The 24,022-nt window shown below is 74.3% G+C and carries 1 protein-coding gene; it reads right to left on the reverse strand.

The annotated features are described in order from the left end of the window. Positions 1–23,973, reverse strand: a complete 23,973-nt coding sequence (locus ACH4F2_RS30030) for a non-ribosomal peptide synthase/polyketide synthase (protein ID WP_398135895.1) — start codon at positions 23,971–23,973, stop codon at positions 1–3. Between the last annotated feature and the right edge of the window lie 49 nt (positions 23,974–24,022).

The raw sequence follows: 24,022 nt of genomic DNA on the forward strand, positions 1-24,022 counted from the left end.
TCAGTCCTCCTGGTGGGGGTTGGTGTCACCGGTGGCCTCGGCCAGGCGGGCGGCCAGGATCGGTCCGATCTGGGCCAGTGAGCCGGCCTCGGTCATCTTGTTGTGGCGGGTGGTGATCTCGTGGGACGTGATCCGGCCCGTGAGGTATGGGCGCCAGGTCGCGGGGCCTGCGTCGTTCCCGTCGCGGTCGATGGTCGAGTTGAACAACAGCAGGTCGCCGTCGAACACGGAGGGGACGAAGTCGACCGCCAGCTTCGCGTTGTTGATCATGATGTGGACGATGACTTCGATCTGCCGTTCCGTCAGGCCCTGCAGCGCGCTGCCCCGTCGGTTCAGGACCTCGGCGACCTCGGCGTAGGTCAGTTCCCGGTCGCCCAGCTCGTCGGGATCGACGTCGAGCACGCCGACGAGCACGTCCCGCTCGGTGGGCACGGGCGTCTCCTCGAACCGCACGTCCTTCACCGGGTAGGCGTCCAGGACGGCCAGCAGCGCGGTCCGCTCGCCGCGTGCCTGCAGCTCGCAGGCGAGGGCGTGGGCGATCAGTCCGCCGGCGGACCAGCCGAGCAGCAGGTAGGGGCCCTGTGGCTGGATCTTGCGGATCTGGTCGGCGTAGTCGGCCGCCATCTCCTCGAAGGAGGCGGGCAGGGTTTCGGGGCGGCCGAGACCGCGCGCCTGGATCGCGTAGACCGGGTGCTGGGGGCCGATGTGGTTGAGCAGTCCGCTGTACGACCAGCTGATGCCGCCGCCGGGGTGGATGCAGAAGAGCGGCGTGCCGGTCCCGCTCGACCGCAACGGCAGCACGACGTCCAGCGCGTCCTCGGGGTCGTCCATGACCAGGCGCTCGCTGAGACCGGCCACGGTCGGCGCCTCGAACAGCATGCGCAGGCCCAGCTCCAGACCGAGGGTCTCGCGGACGCGGGAGGCCAGACGTGCGGCGAGCAGCGAGTGCCCGCCCAGATCGAAGAAGTTGTCGTCGATGCGTACCTGTTCGCGGCCGAGGACCTCGGCGAAGAGATCGCACAGGAGCTGCTCCCGAGGCGTCCTCGGACCGCGTCCGGCACCGGTCGCCCCGTACTCGGGGGCGGGCAGGGCGGCCCGGTCGAGCTTGCCGTTGGCGGTCAGCGGCAGCGCGTCCAGGGTGACGAACGCCGCCGGCACCATGTAGTCGGGCAGGTCACGGCGCACGCGCCCGGCGAGCTCGGCCGTCTCGGGCACGCCCTCGGGCGCGGGCACCAGGTAGGCGACGAGCCGCTTGTCCCCGGGCCGGTCCTCGCGGGCGACGACCGCTGCCTGGGCGACGCCGGGGCAGTTCGCGAGGATGGCCTCGATCTCGCCGGGCTCGATGCGCAGCCCCCGGAGCTTGACCTGGTGGTCGGTGCGTCCGGCGAACTCGAGGGTGCCCTCGGACGTCCACCGGGCCAGGTCGCCGGTGCGGTACATCCGGCTGCCTGGCGGCCCGTACGGGTCGGCGATGAAGCACTCCGCCGTCAGGCCGGGCCGGCCGAGGTAGCCGCGGGCCACGCCGGTGCCCGCGAGGCAGAGCTCGCCGACCAGGCCGGCGGGCGCCGGGCGCAGGTGGGCGTCGAGGACGTAGGCGCGCATGTTCGCCATCGGCCGGCCGATCGGCACGGTCGCGGCGTTCTCGGGGAGGTCGCGCACCGGGTGGCAGGTGGCCAGGGTGGTCGCCTCGGTGGGCCCGTAGCCGTCGACCACCTCGATGCCGGGGCAGGCCCGGAGTACCTGGGCGACGGCGGCCGGGGAGACCACGTCGCCTCCCGTCCACACCTCCCGCACTCCCGCGAGGAGGTCCGGCCGCTCCTCGGCGACCAGGCGGAACAGGCCGGCCGTCAGCCACAGACCGGTGACCCCGTGCGTGGTGATGGTGTGCTGGAGCAGGTCGAGGTCGAGCCGCTCGGGCGGTGCGACCACGACCGTGCCACCGCTCAGCAGCGGCACCCACAGCTCGTAGGTCGAGAGGTCGAAGGCGGTCGGGGAGTGCATGAGCACCCGCTCGTGTCCGCCGCGATGCCACTCGGGCGAGAGAGCGAGGCCCACGACGTCCTGGTGGGTGACCGCCACGCCCTTCGGCCGCCCGGTCGAGCCGGAGGTGTACATCACGTACGCCAATTGCCGGCGGTCGCAGTGGGCTTCGACGTCGGACGAGTCGAGCTCACCGTCGATCAGTGCGGGCAGCACGTCCTCGGTGAGCATCAGCGCGGCCCCGGCTTCCTTGAGGATCAGCTCGATCCGGGTCTGCGGGAAGCGCGAGTCGAGGGGCACATAGGCGCCGCCCGCCTTGGTGATCGCCAGCAGCGCCACGACCAGGTCCGCCGAGCGGTCCAGCAGCACCGCGACCGGTGTCTCCGGTCGCACACCCTGGCGGACCAGTGCCCGCGCGAGACGGTTGGACCGCTGGTCGAGTTCCCGGTACGTCAGCTCGGTGGCGCCCGCTACGACGGCCACCGCGTCCGGAGTGGCGTTCGCCTGCCGGGCGAACAGCTCCGGGAGCGCGGCTCCGGGCAGTTCGGCCGGGGCGCCGGCGGACGCGGACAGCAGCCGGTCGCGTTCCTCGTCCGACAGAACGTCGATGCGGCCGATCGGCCGGTCGGGGTCGGCGACCGCCGCGCGCAGCAGCCGGGACCAGCGGGCGAACAGCAGCTCCACGGTGGCCGGGTCGAACAGGTCGGTGGCGAACTCCACCGCGCCGACCAGACCGTCCGGACAGCCGTCCGCGCGGAACCGCTCGGCGAGGCTGAACGTCAGATCGACCCGCGAGGTCCCGGTCGACGCCTCCAGGTGGCCGGTGGACAGCCCCGGCAGTACGAACTCGCCCACCGGCGCGTTCTGCAGGGCCAGCATGACCTGGAACAGCGGGTGGTGGGAGAGCGAGCGGACCGGGTTGACCACCTCGACCAGGTACTCGAAGGGCACGTCCTGGTGGTCGTAGGCGGCGAGCGCCTTGTGCCGCACCCGGTCGAGCAGTTCGGTGAAGCTCGGGTCTCCGCTCGTGTCGGTGCGCAGCACCAGCGTGTTGACGAAGAACCCGACCAGGTCGTCCAGCGCCTCGTCGGTGCGGCCGGCGATGGGACTGCCGATCGGGATGTCGGTGCCGGCGCCGAGACGGCTGAGCAGTGCGGCGAGACCGGCCTGGAGCACCATGAACATGCTGGCGCCGCGCGCGGCGGCGAGGTCGCGCAACGCCTGGTGCAGGTCCGGATCGAGCGCGACCGCGACGCGGTCGCCCCGCTGGGTGGCGACCGGCGGACGGGGCCGGTCGGCGGGCAACTGCACCTGCTGCGGGATGCCCGCCAGCTCGCCCTTCCAGTAGGCCAGTTGCCGGGAGAACAGGCTGTCCGGGTCGGCGGTGTCGCCGAGCAGGTCACGCTGCCAGCAGGTGTAGTCGGCGTACTGCACCGGCAGCGGGGACCAGTGCGGCTCCTCGCCCCGGCAGCGCACCGTGTAGGCGGCGGCGAGGTCGGCGGAGAGTGGTCCCATCGACCAGCCGTCGGCGGCGATGTGGTGCACCACGACCAGCAGGACGTGCCGGTCGGGCGCGAGCGCGTACAGCTCGGCCCGGACCGGCGGCTGGGCCGCCAGGTCGAAGCCCCGCCGTGCCGTCGCGGCCAGCCGCTCGACCAGCCGGTCCTCGTCGAGCGCGATCACCGGCAGCTCCGGGTACCCCCGCTCGGCGTCCAGCACGACCTGGTACGGCACGCCGTCCGTCTCGCGGAAGATTGTCCGCAGGCTCTCGTGCCGGGCGATCACGTCCGCGAGCGCGGCGTGCAGGGCCGGGCGGTCGAGCGCGCCGGTCAGGCTCAGCGCGAGCGGCATGTTGTAGGTGGCGCTCGGCCCGTCCATACGGTGCAGGAACCACAGGCGGCGCTGGGCGAAGGACAGCTCCACACGGTCGGGGCGCGGCCGGGCTGTCAGGGCCGGCCGCGCCGTGCCGGAGCCGTCGAGGCGGGCCGCCAGGCCGGCCACCGTCGGCGTCTCGAACAGCGTACGGACGTCGAGTTCGGCGCCGAGGGTCGCGCGGACCCGGGCAGCCAGGCGGGTGGCCAGCAGCGAGTGGCCGCCCAGGTCGAAGAAGCTGTCGTCGACGCCGACCTGGGCCAGGCCCAGCAGCTCGGCGAACAGCTCGGCGAGGAGCTGCTCCTGCGGGGTGCGCGGCGCCCGCGCGGTCCCGGCCGTCCCGAGGTCGGGCGCGGGCAGCGCGCGGCGGTCGAGCTTTCCGCTGCCCGTCAGCGGCAGCGCCTGAAGCGCCACGAACGCCGAGGGGACCAGATAGTCGGGCAGTCGCCCGCGCAGCCATTCCCGGAGTTCGCCGATGAGGGCGCCGGTGCTCCGGCTGCCGGTCGGGCGGTTGGTCAGCGACGACAGGGGCCGGAGGGCGGTGACGGCGGGCCGGTAGGGCTCGACGGGGGCGCCGTGACACGCCCGCGTGTCGGCGAGGACGACGTCCACGGCGTCGTCCTGGGTGGCCGACCAGGTGACCGCCACCGAGCGGCCGTACTCCTGCCCGAGGGCCTGGAAGTCCTCCGGGTCGGGCAGTGCGCCGTCCTGCGGGCCGTGCAGCTGTTCCAGCAGTCCAGTGAGCGAGTCGTCACCGTCCTGTACGGCCCGGGCCAGCGCGGACTCGCGAGCCACGCGGCGGTTGGGCACCCCGGTGATGCGCAGCAGGTCGGCGTGCGGCCGGGCGAGCAGCTCACGCAGCTCGTCCAGCCCGGTGACCTGCCGACCCCATTCCAACTCTGCCGTCCGGCGCGGGGCGGCCGGGGTGACGGGCAGCTTGTGCAGCGTCACGTCGTAGCGGTAGCGGGTCAGTTCATTGTGGTGGCGGCCGCGCTTGACCTGGATGCTCACCGCGCCGATGTCCGCGCCGTGCTCACGCAGGACGGTGAAGAAGTCAGGGTCGACCAGGAGTTCCTTCTCGACCCTCATGGCCTGCTCCACCGCCCGGCGCACCGCCGCGAGGTCGACGTCCGTGCCGGTGCGGTGCAGGTGGACCGCGGTGGCCAGCGGGCGCAGCAGCCGCAGGTTGCGCACGTCGCCGACGAAGAGCGTGCCGCCGGGCACGAGCAGCTCCATCAGCTTCCCGATCACGTCCGCGAGGTAGTCGGCGGACGGGAAGTACTGCACCACCGAGTTGATGACGACGGTGTCGAAGTGCCCGGCCGGCAGACCGTCGGTGTCGTGCGCCGGGCGGGTCTGGAGCACGGTCCGCCCGGACAGGTCGTCCTGGCGGGCGATCTGGGCCGTCAGTGCGTTGATCGCCGTGGCGGAGAAGTCCGTCGCCCAGTAGGTCTCGCAGTGCGGTGCGATCTGCGAGAGCAGCAGTCCGGTTCCGACGCCGACCTCCAGTACCCGGCGGGGGCGCAGGGCCAGGATGCGGGCCACGGTGGCGTCGCGCCATTCCCGCATCTGCTCGACCGGGATCGGACTCGTGTCGTAGCTGCTGTTCCAGCCGACGAAGTTCTGGCCGAAGCCGGCTTCCTCCGGGGCGATGGGCAGGGCGTCGTAGATGTCCCGCCACTCGCTCACGTGGTCCGTCTCCTGGCCGCTGTCACGGTCCTCGTCCCGGTGCGGGACGACGTAGCCGACGAGCCGGTCGTCCTGGGCGAGGACGGCGGCCCGGGCGACGGCGGGGTGCGCGGCCAGCGCCGCCTCGATCTCGCCGGGCTCGACCCGGAAGCCGCGCACCTTGACCTGGTCGTCGGCGCGGCCGACGTACTCCAGCTCTCCGTCGGCGCGCCAGCGCACCAGGTCCCCGGTGCGGTACATACGCTCCCCCGCGCTGAACGGGCAGGCGACGAACCGCCCGGCCGTCAGGCCCGGCCGGTTCAGGTACCCGCGCGCCAGGCCGGCGCCCGCGACGTAGAGCTCCCCCGGCACGCCCGGCGGCACCGGTCGCAGCCGCTCGTCCAGCACGTACACCCGGGCGTTGGCGATCGGCCGGCCGATCGGCGGCACGCCCGTGCCGGGCGTCAGCGGGTCACTCATGGTCGCGCACACGGTGGTCTCGGTCGGGCCGTAGGCGTTGATCATGCGCCTGCCCGGCGCCCAGCGGTCCACCAGCTCCGGCGGGCACGCCTCGCCGGCCACCACGAGTGTCGACAGTCGCGCCGGGGCCTCCGGCACGGCGGCGAGGACGGACGGGGGCACGGTGGCGTGCGTGAGCGCCAGGTCCCGGTCGGTCAGCGCGGCGACCGGGTCAGCCGTCCGCGGCAGGACCAGGGCTGCGCCGCGCAGCAGGGCGGTGCAGATCTCCGACACCGAGGCGTCGAAGCTGGGCGAGGCGAACTGCAGCACGCGGCTGCCGGGTTCGATCGCGAAGCGCTCGATCTGCGCGGCGACCAGGCTCGCGATGCCGCCGTGGCCGACGACGACGCCCTTGGGGCGGCCGGTCGAGCCCGAGGTGTAGATGACGTACGCAGGGTGCCGGGCGTCGAGCGCGACCACGGGGTCGGTCGCGGGCCACGCGGACACCTCGGTCACCAGCGTCGGGTCGTCGACCACCAGGGCCGGACGGGCGTCGTCCAGCATGTACGCGATCCGCGCCGCCGGGTACGCCGGGTCCACGGGCAGGTACGCGGCCCCGGCCTTCAGCACGCCGAGGACGGTCACCACGGACTCCACCGAGCGTGGCAGGGCCACGGCCACGATCTGCTCCGTCCCGACGCCCCGGGCGATCAGCGCGTGCGCGAACCGGTTCGCCCAGGTGTCGAGCTGCCGGTACGTCAACTCGGTGTCGCCGTGCACCAGGGCCACCGCGTCGGGGGTCGCGGCCACCTGCGCCGCGAACGCCTGAGGCACCGGGACGGCCGCCACTTCCCGGGCGGTCTCGTTGCCCCGCTCCAGCAGGCGGTGCCGCTCGTCGGCGCCGAGCAGCTCGATCGCGCCGATCGGCCGGTCCGGGTCGGCGGTGACGGCTTCCAGCAGGCGCGTCCAGCGCGCGACGAGGGCCGTGACCGTGGAACGGTCGAACAGGTCGGTGGCGTACTCCAGCGCACCGACGATCCCCGCGGGTCCGCCGTCCGGACCGGACTGCTCGACGAGGCTCACGCCGATGTCGAACTTGGCGGTCCTGGTGTCCACCGCGTAGGTGGTGACGTCCAGGCCCGGCAGGGAGAAGCGGCCCATCGGGGCGTTCTGCACGGCCAGGACGGTCTGGAACAGCGGGTGGTGGGAGAGGGAACGGGACGGGTTCAGGACCTCCACGAGGTGCTCGAAGGGCACGTCCTGGTGCGCGTACGCCGACAGCGCCGCCTCCCGCACCCGGCCCAGCAGCTCGGTGAAGCTCGGGTCCCCGCTCGTGTCGGTGCGCAGCACCAGCGTGTTGACGAAGAACCCGACCAGGTCGTCCAGCGCCTCGTCGGTCCGTCCCGCGATGGGGCTGCCGATCGGGATGTCCGTGCCGGCACCGAGACGTGTGTAGAGCGCCGCCAGCGCGGCCTGGAGCACCATGAACAGGCTGGCGCCCGAGCTGCGCGCCAACTCCAGCAGGGAGGCGTGCAGTTCGGGACTCATCTCCAGGGGGACGTGGTCCCCGTGCCACCCGGTCACAGCCGGCCGGGGCCGGTCGGTGGGCAGCGGGAGCAGCTCCGGCAGGCCGGCGAGCCGGTGCTTCCAGTGGTCGAGCTGCTCGGCGAACCGGCTGCGGGGGTCGGCGGCGTCACCGAGCAGGTCCCGTTGCCACAGCGTGTAGTCGGCGTACTGCACCGGCAGGGCGCGCCAGTTCGGCGTACGGCCCTCGCACCGGGCGGTGTACGCCTCGGCCAGATCGCGGGCCAGCGGGCCGGTCGACCAGCCGTCACCGGCGATGTGGTGCATCACCAGCAGCAGGACGTGGGTGTCCGGCTCGAGGGCGAACAGCTCCGCCCGCAGGGGGGCCTCGTCCTCAAGGGCGAACGGCAGCCGGGCGGACTCGGCCAGTCGCTCGGGGAGGTCTGCCTCCGAGATCTGCGTCAGCCGCGTCCGGGACCGGGCCGTGGCCGGGTCGAGGACGAGCTGGCGGGGTACGCCGTCGACCTCCGGGAAGACCGTCCGCAGACTCTCGTGCCGGGCCACCACGTCGGCCAGCGCCTGATCCAGCGCGGTCCGGTCGAGCGTCCCCGTGAGCCGGAGCGCGAGCGGGATGTGGTACGTCGCGGCGGCTCCGTCCATGCGGTGCAGGAACCACAGGCGGCGCTGGGCGAAGGACAGCGGCACCGCCTCCGGCCGTTCCCGCCGGGTCAGTGCCGGGCGAGTGCGGCCTGCCCCGGTCAGCGCCTCGGCCAGGCCGGCCACAGTGGGCGCCTGGAAGAGGGCGCGCAGTCCCACCTCCACGCCGAGCACCGAACGCACCCGTGCGGCCAGCCGGGTGGCGAGCAGGGAGTGCCCGCCCAGCTCGAAGAAGTCCTCGTCGACACCGACCCGCGGTACGCCCAGCACCTCGGCGAACAGCTCGCACAGGATCTGCTCCCGCGGTGTGCGCGGCGCCCGGCCGCCGACGGCCGGGCCCGGGTCGGGCGCGGGCAGCGCCGCACGGTCCAGCTTCCCGTTCGGCGTCAACGGCAGCGCGTCCAGGAACACGAACGCGGACGGCACCAGATAGTCGGGAAGCCGGTCGCGCAGGTGCGCCGTCAGCTCCGCGGGGCGGACGGCGACGCCGGGACGGGTCACGGCGTAGCCGACGAGCCGGTCGTCCCGGGCGAGGACGGCGGCCCGGGCGACGGCGGGGTGCGCGGCCAGCGCCGCCTCGACCTCGCCCGGCTCGATCCGGAAACCACGCACCTTGACCTGGTCGTCGGCGCGGCCGATGTACTCCAGCTCTCCGTCGGTACGCCGGCGCACCACGTCCCCGGTGCGGTACATCCGCGCACCCTCCGGGCCGAACGGGCAGGCGACGAACCGCCCGGCCGTCAGGCCCGGCCGGTTCAGGTACCCGCGCGCCAGGCCGGGACCGGCGACGTACAGCTCCCCCGCGACGCCCGGCGGAACGACGCGCAGCCGCTCGTCGAGGACGTACACCCGGAAGCCCGCGACCGGACGGCCGATCGGCGGCGCGCCGGACCCCGGGGACAGCGGGTCGCTCATGGTCGCGCACACGGTGGTCTCGGTCGGACCGTAGGCGTTGATCATGCGCCTGCCCGGCGCCCAGCGGGCCACCAGCTCCGGCGCGCACGCCTCGCCCGCGACGACCAGGGTGGTGGCGGTGAGGTCGGCTCCGTCCACCGCGGCCAGGGCCGACGGCGGAAGGGTCACGTGGGTGACGCCGAGCCGGGGGTCCGTCAGCGCCTCCAGCGGGCTGCCGGACGGGGCCAGGACGAGGGCGGCGCCGGTGAGGACCGCAGCGCACAGGTCCCAGAAGGACGCGTCGAAGCTGGGCGAGGCGAACTGGAGCACCCGGCTGCCCGGCGCCACGCCGAGCCGGTCGGCCTGCGCCGCCACCAGGCCCGACACGCCGGTGTGGCTCACCACCACGCCCTTGGGACGGCCCGTCGACCCCGAGGTGTAGATCACATAGGCCGGGTGCCGGGCGTCCACCGCGACACCCGGATCGGTCTCCGGCAGGCCGGCGGAGCCGGCCACCAGGGCCGGGTCGTCGACGACCACCGTCGGCCGGGCGTCGTCCAGCATGTACGCGATCCGCGCCGCCGGGTACGCCGGGTCCACCGGCAGGTACGCGGCCCCGGCCTTCAGCGTGCCCAGGGCCGCGACCACCGACTCCACCGACCGGGGCAGCGCCACCGCCACGACGTGTTCGGGACCGACGTCCCGCGCCCTGAGCACGTGCGCGAACCGGTTCGCCCGGGCGTCGAGCTGCCGGTACGTCAGCTCGACGTCGCCGCACACCAGCGCGACCGCGTCCGGTGTGTGTGCCGCCCGCGCCGCGAACAGCGCCGGCAAGCTCCCCCCGGCCGTTTCGCTCCCGGCGGCGGGCAGCAGCTCTCGGCGCTCGTCGGCGGACAGCAGGTCGATCCCGCCGATCGGCAGGTCCGGCGCGGCGACGACCGCGGCCAGGAGCCTGCTCCAGCGGGCGGCCAGTGCCTCGACCGTCGCGCGGTCGAACAGGTCGGTGCTGTACTCGACCGCACCGCTGAGCCCGGCCGGCGCGCCGTCCGGCCCGTGCTCCTCCGCGAACCCGAAGGTCAGGTCGAGCCGTGCGGTCCCGGTCAGCACGGGGATGCCGGTGACCCTGAGACCCGGCAGGTCGAAGTCGCCGCCCGGTGCGTTCTGCACGACCAGGCCGGTCTGGAAGAGCGGGTGGTGGGAGAGGGAACGGGACGGGTTCAGGACCTCCACGAGGTGCTCGAAGGGCACGTCCTGGTGCGCGTAGGCCGACAGCGCCGTCTCCCGCACCCGGCCCAGCAGCTCGGTGAAGCTCGGGTCTCCGCTCGTGTCGGTGCGCAGCACCAGCGTGTTGATGAAGAACCCGACCAGGTCGTCCAGCGCCTCGTCGGTCCGCCCGGCGACCGGGCTGCCGATGGCGATGTCCGTCCCGGCGCCCAGGCGCGTGTACAGAGCGGCGAGCGCGGCCTGCAGCACCATGAACAGGGTCGTGCCCGAGCGGCGCGCCACCTCCAGCAGGGACGCGTGCAGTGCGGCGTCGAACCGCAGTTCCAGCAGGTCGCCGCCGTACGACATGGTGGCCGGGCGCGGCCTGTCGGCGGGCAGCGGCACCTGCTCGGGCAGGCCGGCCAGCGCCTCCTTCCAGTAGGCGACCTGGCGGGCGAACAGGCTGTCCTCGTCGTGCTCGTCGCCGAGGACCTCGTGCTGCCACAGGGTGTAGTCCCCGTACGTCACGGGCAGCGGCGGCCAGGCGGGCGCGCCGCCACCACGGCGGCTGGCGTAGGCGGTCGCCAGGTCGCGGGCGAGCGGGCCCATGGACCAGCCGTCACCGACGATGTGGTGCATGACCAGCAGCAGTACGTGCTCGTCGGGAGAGAGGGCGAACAGCTCGGCGCGCAGCGGCACTTCCCGGGTCAGGTCGAACGCCCTCACCGCAGCGGCGCGCAGCAGGGCGGGCATCTCCGCCTCGTCGGCCGCGCGCACGGTCAGCGCGACGGGGACCCCGGCGGCGTCCACGACCCGCTGGTGCGGGATCCCGGCGGTGTGCGGGAAGACCGTGCGCAGGGTCTCGTGCCGGGCCACCACGTCGGCCAGCGCCTGATCCAGCGCGGCCCGGTCGAGGTCGCCGGAGAGGCGCAGGGCGAGCGGCATGTGGTAAGTGGCGCTCGGGGCCCCGAACTGCTGGAGGAACCACAGGCGGCGCTGGGCGAACGACAGCGGCATGACTTCGGGACGCGGCCGGGGCACCAGGGCCTTGCGTGCGGCGCCCGTGTCGTGCAGCCCGGCGGCCACTCCGGCGGGGGTCGGGTGCCGGAACAGGGAGCGCAGCTCCAGTTCGACGCCGAGGGTCGCGCGGACCCGCGAGACCAGCCGGGTGGCGAGCAGGGAGTGCCCGCCGAGGTCGAAGAAGTTCTCGTCGACGCCGACCCGCGGTACGCCCAGCACCTCGGCGAACAGCTCGCTCAGGATCTGCTCCTGCGGTGTGCGCGGCGCCCGGCCGCCGACGGCCGTGTCCGGCGCGGGCGCGGGCAGCGCCGCACGGTCCAGCTTCCCGTTCGGCGTCAACGGCAGCGCGTCCAGCAGCACGAGGGCGGACGGCACCAGGTGGTCCGGGAGCCGGTCGCGCAGGTACGCCGCCAGCTCCGTCGTGCTCGCCACGGTCGTGGCCGGCGGGACGACGTAGGCGACGAGCCGGTCCTCCCGGGCGAGCACCGCGACCTGGGCGACCGACGGGTGCGCGGCCAGCTCGGCCTCGATCTCGCCGGGCTCGACCCGGAAGCCTCGTACCTTCACCTGGTGGTCCGCCCGGCCTGCGAACTCCAGCTCGCCGTCGGTACGCCAGCGCACCAGGTCTCCGGTGCGGTACATCAGGGCGCCGCCCGGACCGTAGGGGTCGGCGACGAACCGCGTGGCGGTGAGCCCGGACCGGTTCAGGTAGCCGCGGGCGAGACCCGCCCCGGCGAGGTACAGCTCGCCCAGCACGCCGGGTGCGGCCGGTCGCAGCGCCGCGTCCAGCACGTACGTCCGGCAGTTGGCGATCGGGCGGCCGATCGGCACGGGCAGCGGGCAGTCGGCGGGGTCGGCCGGGAGCGGGTAGGCGGTGATCACATGGGTCTCGGCGGGACCGTAGTGGTTGTGCAGTGCCAGGCCCGGTCGCCGGGCCTGGAAGCGGCGTACGACACCGCCGAGCCGCATCGCCTCGCCGGCCTGCGCGATCAGCCGCAGCCTCGGCAGCGCGAGACCGGCCTCCTCGGCGGCCTCGGCCAGCGCCTCGACCACCAGGTTGGGCGCGAACAGCTCCTCGACCTCGTGGCGGTCCAGCCAGTGGGCGAGCAGCTCGGCGCTGCGGCGCTGCTCCTCGGTCGGCACCACCAGCGTCTTGCCGTACAGCAGCGCGGAGAGCGTCTCCTGCACCGAGACGTCGAAGCTGAGAGCGGTGAACTGCGCGGTGCGCGTGCCGGGTGCGCCGCCTACGGATGCGTGGTGCCAGGCCAGCAGGTTCAGCAGACCGGCGGCGGGCATCACGACGGCCTTGGGCCTGCCGGTGGAGCCCGAGGTGTAGATGACGTAGGCCGGGTGGCGGGCGTCCACGACGACGGCTGGGTCGTGCTCCGGCAGCTCCCCGTCCGGTGCGACGGCCCCGAGGTCGTCCAGCACCACGGCCGGGCGCGCGTCCTGCAGCATGTACGCGATCCGGGCGGCCGGGTAGTCCGGGTCGACCGGCAGGTACGCCGCGCCCGTCTTGAGGACGGCGAGGACGGCGACGACCAGCTCGGCGGAGCGCGGCAGCCGCAGGGCCACGACCTGCTCCGGTCCGGCCCCGCGTGCGATCAGCGCGTGCGCCAGGCGGTTGGCCCTGCGGTTCAGCTCCCGGTAGGTCAGCACGGTGTCCTCGAACACCACCGCCTCGGCCTCGGGGGCGGACCGGACCCGTGCCTCGAACAGGGCGGGCAGGGTGGCGGCGGACACCGGGCGCGCGGTGTCGTTGCGTGCGACCAGCAGGTCGTGCCGCTCCTCGGCGGTCAGGACGTCGATCCGGCTCAGCGGCCGGTCCGGGCCGGCGGCCACCGACGCCAGCAGACGCAGCCACCGCGCGACCAGTGCCTCGACCGTGGCGGCGTCGAAGAGGTCGGTGCTGTACTCGACCCGCCCGACGATGCCTTCGGCCCCTCCGCCCGTGCCACCGCGCTCCAGCAAGTGGAAGCCGAGGTCGAACATGGCCGTCGGCGTCCGCACCGGGAAGATGTCGGCGGTCAGACCGCTCAGGGCGAACTCGGTACCGGGTACGTTCTGCAGCGCGAGCAGCACCTGGAACAGCGGCTGGCGGGCGAGGGGCCGGGACGGATTGCACGCCTCGACGACGTGCTCGAAGGGCAGGTCCTGGTGCGCGTAGGCGCTCAGCGCCCCCTCCCGGACCCGGCCGAGCAGCTCGGCGAAGGTCGGATCGCCGCTGGTGTCGGTGCGCAGGACCTGGGTGTTGACGAAGAAGCCGACGAGGTCGTCCAGGGCCTGGTCGGTCCGCCCGGCGATCAGGCCGCCGATCGGGATGTCCTGTCCGGCGCCGAGCTTGTCCAGCAGGGCTGCCAGCGCGGCCTGGAGCACCATGTACACGCTGGCGCCGTGCTCCCGGCCCAGGCGGACCAGCCCGGCGTGCAGGTCCGCGTCCAGCTCGACCGTGAGATGGCCACCGGCGTAGGAGGGGGCCGCGGGGCGGGGGCGGTCGGCGGGGAGCCGGATCTGCTCCGGCAGGTCCGCCAGCCGCTCCGTCCAGTAGGCCCGCTGGCGGGCGAACAGGCTGTCCGGGTCAGCCGGGTCGCCGAGCAGCTCGCACTGCCACAGGGTGTAGTCGGCGTACTGCACGGGCAGCGGTGCCCACCGGGGCTCCTCGCCCTCGCGGCGCGCCGCGTACGCGGTGGCCAGGTCGGCGGCGAGCGGGCCCAGCGACCAGCCGTCGCCGGCGATGTGGTGGATCACCAGGAGCAGCACGTGGTCGTTGGCAGCCACCCGGAACACGGCGGCGCGCAGCGGTGCTTCGGCCGCGAGATCGAAGCCTCGAATCGCGGCCCGCGCCAGCAGCTCCGGCAGGTCCGTCTCGTCGGCCGGGACGACCGACAGCGCCGGGCGCGCCTGCGCGGGAGGCAGCACCCGCTGGTGGGGCACGCCGTCCACCGACGGGAAGAGCGTGCGCAGGGTCTCGTGCCGGTCGACCACGTCACCCAGCGCCGTCTCCAGGGCGGGCACGTCCAGCGGCCCCGTGAGCCGCCACGCCAGCGGCATGTTGTAGACGGAGTCCGCGCCTTCCATCTGGCGCAGGAACCAGAGCCTTCGCTGCGCGGAGGACAGCGGCACCAGCGCGGGCCGCTCGACCCGCCGCAGGGCGAGCCGGGCCCGGTCCGCCTCGCCCAGCGCGGCGGCCAGCCCGGCCACCGTCGGGCTCTGGAACAGGGTGCGCAGAGCGAGTTCCACGTCGAGTGCGGCACGGACCCGGGCCACGAGCCGCGTGGCCAGCAGGGAGTGCCCTCCCAGGTCGAAGAAGTCGTCGTCGACGCCGACCTCGGACACGCCCAGCACCCCGGCGAACAGGCCCGCCAGTACCTGTTCCTGGGGTGTGCGCGGGGCCCGGCCGGACCGGGCCGCGTCGGTGTCCGGCTCGGGGAGCGCGCGCCGGTCCAGCTTGCCGCTGGCGTTCACCGGCAGGGCGTCGAGGGGGACGAAGACGGCGGGCACCATGTAGTCGGGCAGCCGCTCGCGCAGGTGCGCCCGCAGCTCCTCGGGCCGGAGCACGGCCCCGGCGGCGGGCACCGGGTAGGCGACCAGCCGGGGGTCCTCCGCCCGGTCCTGCCGGACGATCACGGCGGCCCGCGCGACCCGCGGGTGTGCCGTCAGGGCCGCCTCGATCTCGCCCAGTTCGATCCGGAACCCCCGGACCTTGACCTGGTCGTCGGTGCGGCCGAGGAAATCCAGGTTCCCGTCCGCGCCCCAGCGCGCAAGGTCGCCGGTGCGGTACATCCTCGTGCCGGGCGGGCCGGACGGGTCCGCCACGAATCGCGCCGCGGTCAGCCCGGGCCGGTGCAGGTAGCCGCGCGCCAGGCCCGCACCGGCGAGGTACAGCTCACCGGGCACCCCGGTGGGCACCGGTTGCAGCGCGGCGTCGAGCACGTACAGCCGTACGCCGTGGAGCGGCCGGCCGATCACCGGGCGGGGCTGCGACCGGAGCGGCGCGCACACCGAGTCCACCGTGCACTCGGCCGGCCCGTAGTAGTTGAGGGAGGAAACGCCCTCGGCCGCCCGCAACCGCTCCCAGAGCCTCTCCGGTACGGCTTCTCCGCCGAGGCCGACGAACGAGGGCCGCCACCGCGGGTGGTCCAGCAGGCCGTGGTCGACGAGGACCTGCAGGTAGGACGGGGTGCCGCCGACGGTGTGCAACCCGGCCTGCGAGGCGTACGCGAGGTAGGCGTCCGGATCGGTCCAGGTCGCCTCGTCGAGCACGTGCAGCTCGTGGCCGGCGTAGAGGGCGAACATCTGGTCACAGGAGGCGTCGAACGAGACGGACGTGGTCAGCCCGACCCGCATCCGCTCACCCGTCTGGAAGACCAGTGGGTGCTGGGCGGCGAACAGGTTGGCCAGGCCGCCGTGGGTCGCCACCACGCCCTTGGGCTGCCCGGTGGAACCGGAGGTGTAGACGACGTAGACCGGGTGGTCGGGATGGACGGTGACGCCCGGATCGGTCGCCGGGCACGCGGCCACCGTCCCGGCCGTTGCCGGGTCGTCGGTCACCAGCCAGTCGGCGGGACCGGCCTGCGGCAGTCGGTCGCGAGTGCGGGCGTCGGTCACCCCCAGGACCGGCCGGGCGTCGTCGAGCATGTACGCGATCCGCGCGACCGGGTATCCCGGGTCGACCGGGAGGTACGCGGCGCCGGTCTTCTGCACCGCGAGGACGGCCACCACCAGGTCGGCCGACCGGGGCAGGGCCACCGCCACCAGCCGCTCCGGGCCGGCGCCGCGCGCCAGGAGCGCGTGCGCCAGCCGGTTCGCCCGCGCGTCCAGTTCCGCGTACGTCAGCTGGGCGTCCGGCCCCACCACCGCGAGGGTGTCCGGAGTCGAACGGACCTGTGCCCGGAACAGTTCCGGCAGGCTCTCGGTGAAGGACCGGGCCGCCGGACCGGCGCCCAGCGCCGTCAGCAGGGAGCGCTCCTCGGCGTCGAGCAGGAAGAACCGGCTGAGCCGGGACCGCGGGTCGGCGACCACGGCGCGCAGGAGCCGGGTCCACCGCTCGCACATCGTCCGGACGGTGGCCGGGTCGTACAGGTCGCAGGCGTACTCGACGCAAGCGTCGATCCCCACCGGGGAGCCGTCCTCGGCGTGCCGCTCGGCCAGGGTGAAGAGCAGGTCGAGCTTGGCGGTGGTCGAGGCGGGCGGCACGTCGGCGACGCGCAGGCCGGGCGGCGCGAAGTCGGCGCGGGGGGCGTTCTGCAGCACCAGCATGACCTGGAACAGGGGGTGGTGCGCCAGCGACCGGGACGGGTTGAGGACCTCCACCAGGTACTCGAAGGGCAGGTCCTGGTGGGCGTACCCGGCCAGTGCGGTCTCCCGGACCCGGCCCAGCAGTTCGGCGAACGTCGGGTCGCCCGAGGTGTCGGTGCGGAAGACCAGCGTGTTGACGAAGTAGCCGACCAGTTCGTCCTGGGCCTGGTCGGTCCGGCCCGCGACGGGGCTACCGACCGGGATGTCGTCCCCCGCGCCGAGCTTGCTCAGCAGCACCGCCAGCCCGGCCTGGAGCACCATGAACAGACTGGTGCCATGGGCGCGGGCGAGTTCGCGCAGCCCGCGGTGCAGGTCGGCGTCCAGCTCGGCCCGGACGGACCCGCCCCGGTGGGAGGCGAGGGCCGGGCGGGGCCGGTCGCCGGGCAGCGGAAGCCGCTCGGGCAGGTCCGCCAACTGCCGCGTCCAGTAGGCCGTCTGGCGGGCGAGGGGGCTGTCCTCGTCGGCGGCGTCGCCCAACAGCTCGTGCTGCCACAGCGTGTGGTCGACGTACTGGACCGGCAGCTCGGCCCACTGCGGTGCCTCACCCCGGCGGCGTGCCGCGTAGGCGGTGGTCAGTCCGTGCGCGAGGGGGCCCAGCGACCAGCCGTCGCCCGCGATGTGGTGGAGAACCACCTGGAAGACGTGCTCGTCCGCCGCCAGCTCGAACAGCTCGGTGCGCAGCGGTGCGTCGAGGGCCAGGTCGAACGGGCGGGCCTGCGCACGCGCCATCACGTCCGTCAGCTCCGCCTCGGTCGTCCGGTTCACGAGGAGCCGGGGACGGGCCTCCTCCACGTCCAGCACCCGCTGGCGGGGGACGCCGTCCACCGCCGGGAAGACGGTGCGCAGGCTCTCGTGCCGGGCCACCACGTCCGTCACAGCAGCCTCCAGGGCCCGCCGGTCCAGTTCTCCGGACAGGCGCCAGGCCAGGGAGATGTGGTAGTTGGCGCCGGCGTCCTCCAGCTGATGGAGGAACCACAGGCGTCGCTGGGCGAAGGAGAGCGGGATCGCCTGGGGGCGTTCGCGCCGGGCCAGCGCGGGCTGCGCCGGTCCGGCCGCCACCAGGGCGGCGGCCAGACCGGCCGGGGTCGGCGCCTCGAAGAGGGTGCGCAGCGGCATTTCCACGCCGAGCGTCGTCCGGATGCGGGCGGCGAGGCGGGTGGCCAGCAGCGAGTGCCCGCCCAGGTCGAAGAAGCCGTCGTCGACACCGGCCGACGCGACGCCCAGGACCTCGGCGAACAGCTCGCACAGGATCCGCTCCTGCGCGGTGCGCGGCGCGCGGGCGGGGGCCGTCGGCGCGAGGTCGGGGGCGGGCAGGGCCCGGTGGTCCAGCTTGCCGTTGGCCGTCAGCGGCAGCGCGTCCAGTTCGACGAACGCCGACGGCACCATGTACTGCGGCATGCGTGCTGCCAGGTGCGTGCGCAGCTCGTCCGGCCGGGGCCCGGCTCCGGCGGCGGGCACCAGGTAGGCGACCAGCCGGGTGTCGTCGGCCCGGTCCTGCCGGGCGAGGACGGCGACCTGGGCGACGCCGGGGTGCGCGGCCAGCGCGGCCTCGATCTCCCCGGGCTCGATCCGGAAGCCGCGCACCTTCACCTGCTGGTCGGCGCGGCCGACGTAGCGCAGGCTGCCTCCCCCAGCCTCCGGCCGGAGGGACCCCCGGGCCGCGCGGCGCACGACATCGCCGCTGCGGTACATCCGCGACCCGGGTGGGCCGAACGGGTCGGCGACGAACCGCCCGGCGGTCAGGCCGGGCCGGTCGAGGTAGCCGCGCGCCAGGCCGGCCCCCGCGACGTACAGCTCGCCGTGCACTCCCGGGGGGACCGGACGCAGGTGGGCGTCCAGCACGTACGTCCGCAGGTCCGCGAGGGCCGTGCCGATGTGGCCGGCGGCGCTGGTCCGGTCGAGCGCCGCGTGGGTGACGTGCACCGTGGTCTCGGTGATGCCGTACATGTTGACCAGCCGCGGCGCGTCGTCCGGGTGCCGCTCGTACCAGCTCGCCAGCCGGGCGTGCTCCAGCGCCTCGCCGCCGAACACGACCGTGCGCAGCGCGAGGCCGCGGCTGATCTCCGGGTACTCCGCGTCGGCCTGCATGAGCTGGTAGAACGCGGACGGCGTCTGGTTGAGCACGGTCACCCGCTCGCGGGCGAGGAGGGCCAGGAAGCGGTCGGGCGAGCGGCTGGTTTCGTGGTCGACGACCACCAGGCGGCCGCCGTGCAGCAGCGGACCCCACAGCTCCCACACCGAGAAGTCGAAGGCGTAGGAGTGGAAGAGCGTCCAGACGTCCTGGGCGCGGAAGTCGAACAGTTCCCTGGTCGCGTCGAACAGCCTGACCACGTTGCGGTGCGGGACAACCACGCCCTTGGGGGCGCCGGTGGAGCCGGAGGTGTAGATGACGTAGGCCGCGTGCCGCGGGTCGAGCGGGACCGCCGGGTCCGTGTCCGGCAGGCCGTCCAGGTCGGTGGCGTCCAGCAGCAGCCGGTCCACGTGGTACGTGCCGGGCAGTTCGCCGGTCCGGCCCGTGGTCACCAGGAGCGCGGGTCCGGCGTCCTGGAGGAGGTGGCTGATCCGCGCGGCGGGGTACGACGGGTCCACCGGGAGGTAGGCGCCGCCCGCCTTCAGCACGGCGAGCACCGCCACGACCTGCTCGGCCGAGCGCGGCAGCGCCAGTGCCACCCGCCGCTCCGGACCCACCCCACGGGTGATCAGGGCGTGCGCGAGCCGGTTCGCACGGGCGTTCAGCTCGGTGTAGGTCAGAGAGACGTCGCCGTCGGTGACGGCGACGGCGTCCGGGTGCTGCCGTACCCGCCGCTCGAACAGCGCGGTCAGGTTGTCCGCCGGCGGCTCCTCGCGCGTGCCGGTGGACGCCGGGAGCAGCGCGCGCAGCTCTTCCTGGGACAGGAGGTCCACCCGGCCGAGCCTGCGGTCCGGGTCGGTGACAACGGCGCGCAGCAGCCGCAGCCATCGCTCGACGATGTCGGTCACGGTGGGCGCGTCGAACAGGTCGGTGCTGTACTCCACCACCCCCGACAGGCCGTCTTTGCCGGGCTGTTCGGTGAGGACGAAGGTCAGGTCGCACTTGGCCGTCCCGGTGGGCGCCAGGTCGGTCGTCACCCGCAGCCGGGGCAGGTCGAGGGTGCCGAGCGGTGCGTTCTGCAACGCGAGCATGGTCTGGAACAGTGGGTGGTGCCCCAGTGACCGGGACGGGTTCAGCGCCTCCACCAGGTGCTCGAACGGCACGTCCTGGTGCGCGTACGCGGCGAGCGCGTCGGTGCGCACCCTGCCGAGCAGTTCGGTGAAGGACGGGTTCCCGGACAAGTCGGTGCGCAGGACCAGGGTGTTGACGAAGAAGCCGACCAGGTCGTCGGCGGCCTCGTCGGTGCGTCCGGCGACGGGTGTGCCGATGGGGATGTCGGTGACCGCGCCCAGCCTGCCCAGGAGGGCGGCCAGCCCGGCCTGGAGCACCATGAAGAGACTGGCGCCGCCACTGCGGGCGAGCGTCCGCAGGCCCTGGTGCAGTTCGGCGTCGATCCGCACCGGCAGCCGGTCGCCCCGGTAGGACATGGAGGCCGGCCGGGGCCGGTCGAACGGCAGTTCCAACTGATCGGGGAGTTCCGCCAACCGATGACGCCAGTAGGCGAGCTGACGGTTCAGCAGGCTGTCCGGGTCCGTGCTGTCGCCGAGCAGCTCCCGCTGCCAGAGGGCGTAGTCGGCGTACTGGACCGGCAGCGGCGACCACCTGGGCTTCGCGCCCTCCGCGCGGGCGGCGTAGGCGGCCGTGAGGTCCCGCGAGAGCGGGCCCGTCGACCAGCCGTCGCCGGCGATGTGGTGCACGACCAGCAGCAGTACGTGCTCCTCGGCCGTCAGCCGGAAGAGTTCGGCGCGCAGCGGCGGCTCCTCGGCGAGGTCGAAGCCGTACCGGGCCGCCTGCGCGAGCCGCTCGGGCAGCTCGTGTTCGCCGGTCCGGGTCGTCCGCAGCCGGGGCCTGGCCGCCTCCGGGGCCAGCACCCGCTGGCACGGCACGCCGTCGATCGCGGGGTAGACGGTGCGCAGGCTCTCGTGCCGCTCGACCACGTCCACCAGGGCGGCTTCCAGGGCCCGCTGGTCCAGGTCCCCGGACAACCGCACCGCCAGTGGAATGTTGTAGGTGGCGCTCGGGCCCTCCATGCGGTGCAGGAACCACAGGCGGCGCTGCGCGAAGGACAGGGGGACGGCGTCGGGCCGCTCCTGGGGCACGAGCCCCGGGCGGGCCCGGTCCGCGCGGTCCACGGCCGCCGCCAGTTCCGCCGCCGTGGGCGCGTCGAACAGGTCGCCCAGTCGCAGCTCCACGCCGAGGACCGAGCGGATCCGGGCGACCAGCCGGGTGGCGAGCAGGGAGTGCCCTCCAAGGTCGAAGAAGTTGTCGTCCGGTCCGGCGTCGGGCACGGCGAGCACTTCGGCGAACAGCCCGACGAGCAGGTGTTCGGTCGCGTTGCGTGGGGCGCGCCCCGGCACGGCGGGCCCTTCAGGGCCGGGCGCGGGCAGGGCCCGCCGGTCGAGCTTGCCGTTCGGGGTCAGGGGCAGTGCGTCCAGCAGCACGTACGCGGACGGCACCATGGGCCGGGGCAGCCGGTCGCGCAGGTGGTCGCGGAGGGCGGCGCCGGTCACGGTGGCGCCGGGCTCGGGTACCGCGTAGGCGACGAGCCGTGGCTCCCCTCCCTGTCCGGTGTGCGCCGTCACGGCGGCTCGGGCGACCCGGGGGTGCTCGGCGAGTGCGGCCTCGATCTCGCCCGGTTCGACCCGCACTCCGCGGACCTTGACCTGGTCGTCGGTGCGGCCGAGGAACTCCAGGTTCCCGGCCGCGTCCCAGCACACCAGGTCGCCGGTGCGGTACATGCGCGAACCGCTCGGCCCGAACGGGTCCGCGACGAACCGCCCCGCGGTCAGCCCCGGCCGGTTCAGGTAGCCGCGCGCCAGCCCCGCGCCCGCGATGTACAGCTCGCCGCGCGCACCGGCCGGCAGGGCCCGCAGGGCGCCGTCGAGCACGTACAGCCGGGTGTTGGTCACCGGTCTGCCGATCACCGGGCGCGGGCTCGACTCCATCGGCGCGACGACCGAGTTGACGGTGCATTCGGACGGCCCGTACAGGTTGAGGCAGGTCACGCCCTCGGCCGACCGCAGCCGCTCCCACAGCTCCCGCGGGACGGGCTCGCCGCCCGCCGCGACCAGGGCGGGGCGCCACTGCGGGTCGCTCAGCAGCCCGTGCGCGACCAGCTCCTGCAGGTAGGAAGGGGTGGCTTCGAGGTAGTCCAGCCCCCGGCGCGCCGCGTGACCGACGAGGGCGTCGGGGTCGGACCAGGTCGCCTGGTCCAGGACGTGCAGCTCGTGGCCCCCGAACAGGGCGAGCAACTGGTTCCAGGAGGCGTCGAAGGAGACGGAGGTGGTCAGCGCGACCCGCAGCCGCTGCCGCTGCCGGGCATCGAGCACTGGCGCGAAGTGCTGCTGGAGGTCGATGAGCAGGTCGAGCAGGCCGCCGTGGGTGGGCAGCACGCCCTTGGGCCGTCCGGTGGAGCCCGAGGTGTGGATGACGTACGCGGGGTGTTCCGGGGCGATGGCCACCGCCGGGTCGTTCGCCGGGCGGGAGGCCAGCGTAGCGACCGTCTCCGGATCGTCGAGGACCAGCCGGTCGACGGGACCGGCAGGACGTAGCCGCTCCGCACCGCGGGTATCCGTGACGAGCAGGGCCGGCCGGGTGTCGTCGAGCAGAAGGGCCGTCCGGGCGGCGGGGTACTCGGGGTCGACGGGCACGAACGCCGCCCCGGTCTTCAGCACCGCGAGCACTGCCACCACCAGCTCGGCCGAGCGCGGCAGAGCCACCGCCACCAGCCGCTCCGGGCCCGCTCCCCGAGCGATCAGAGTGTGCGCCAGCCGGTTCGCCCGCGCGTCCAGTTCCGCGTACGTCAGGGAGGCGTCGCCGCACACCAGGGCGACGAGGTCCGGGGTCGCCCGGACGTGCTCCCTGAACAGCTCCGGCAGGCTCGCGGCGGGGGCCGGGGCGACCGGGCCGGTGCCGAGCGCCGCGGACTCGCGGTGCTCCTCGTCGGTGAGCAGGGGGACCCGGCCCACCGGCTCGTCCTCCTCCCGGTCCGCGAGGGTGTCGAGGAGCGCGAGCAGCCGCCGTTGGTGGTCGGCGAGGTCGCCGGGGTCGTACGCCTGTGGGGAGCCGTGCAGCCGGAGCAGCGGCGGGTTGCCGTCGCGGTAGTCGAAGACCCAGACGGCGAGGTCGGTGGTCGAGCCGGACACGAAGTGGTGCACGGAGGCCGGGTGCCCGGCGAAGTTCGGCCGGGAATTGAAGGCCATGATGTTGACGATCAGCGGGAACGCCGTCCCGATGCCGCCGGTGACGCCGAGGTCCCGTAGCAGGTCCTCGCTGCGGTAACGCTCGTGCGCGACGGCCGTCTCGACCTCCCGCGCCGCCTGGGCGACCAGTTCGCGCCAGGGCATGTCCGGCCGCACGGTCAGCCGCAGCGGCACCACGTTGGAGGTCGTGCCCGGCACCGCCATCAGGTCGCGGTCGGCGCCGCGGCGGGCGGTGACGGGCAGAGCCAGCACCACGTCCTGGTCGCCGGTCAGCCGGTGCGCGTAGAGGGCGGTCGCGGCGACCAGCAGCCGGGACCAGCGGACCCCGGACCGGTTCGCCGCCGCCCGCAACGCGTCCGGGCGGCGCAGTTCGCGCTCTTCGGCGAGCCGAAGGGGGCGGTGCGGGTCGGTCGTGGAGGTGTCGGTGAGCCGGGTCGGGGCGGGCAGGTCGGCGAAGCGCTCGGTCCAGTAGGCGCGGTCGGCGGCGAAGTCGGCGGAAGCGCGGTAGGCGGCGTCGCTGTCGATCAGGTCCCGCAGCGGGCCGAACGGGCAGGGGGGCACGGCGGCACCCTCGGCCAGGGCGGAGTACACCTCACCGACCCGTCGGCGGAGCATGGAGCTGCTGATCGCGTCGAGTACCAGGTGATGGTAGTTCAGGTACCAGAGGTACTCCGTCGGCGACGCCTTGATCAGCGCGTGGCCGAACAGCGGGTCGCGGGCGAGGTCCAGCGGGCGCAGCAGGTCCCGCTCCATCCATTGCAGGGCCGCCGCCCGGGGGTCGCGCTCGGCACTGAGGTCGAGGTGGGCCGGGGCCCAGTCCCAGCTCTCCCGGACGATCTGGCGCGGGCCGTCGCCGTCGTCGGCGAAGGTCACGTGCAGGGCGTCGACCTCGTCGACCACCCGGCGCAGTGCCGTCTCGAACAGCTCCCTGTCCACCGGGCCGTGGATCTCCAGGCACTCGCCGACGCGGTAGCCGGCGATCGGCGTCCGGGAGCTCTGCTCGGCGAGCCAGATCTCGCGCTGGGCGGCTGTCAGCGGAAGGACGTCACCATCGCGACGGGACATGCGGGTACCTCCGAAGGTTGGGCAGGCGTGGTGACAGGGCACGCCGGAG

It is taken from the genome of Streptomyces sp. NPDC017890 (genome assembly GCF_044328675.1).
Lineage (GTDB): Bacteria > Actinomycetota > Actinomycetes > Streptomycetales > Streptomycetaceae > Streptomyces.

Bases quoted from the DNA above. Each gene is read 5' to 3' on its own strand.
- ACH4F2_RS30030 (WP_398135895.1), bottom strand. From the start codon at position 23,973: ATGTCCCGTCGCGATGGTGACGTCCTTCCGCTGACAGCCGCCCAGCGC.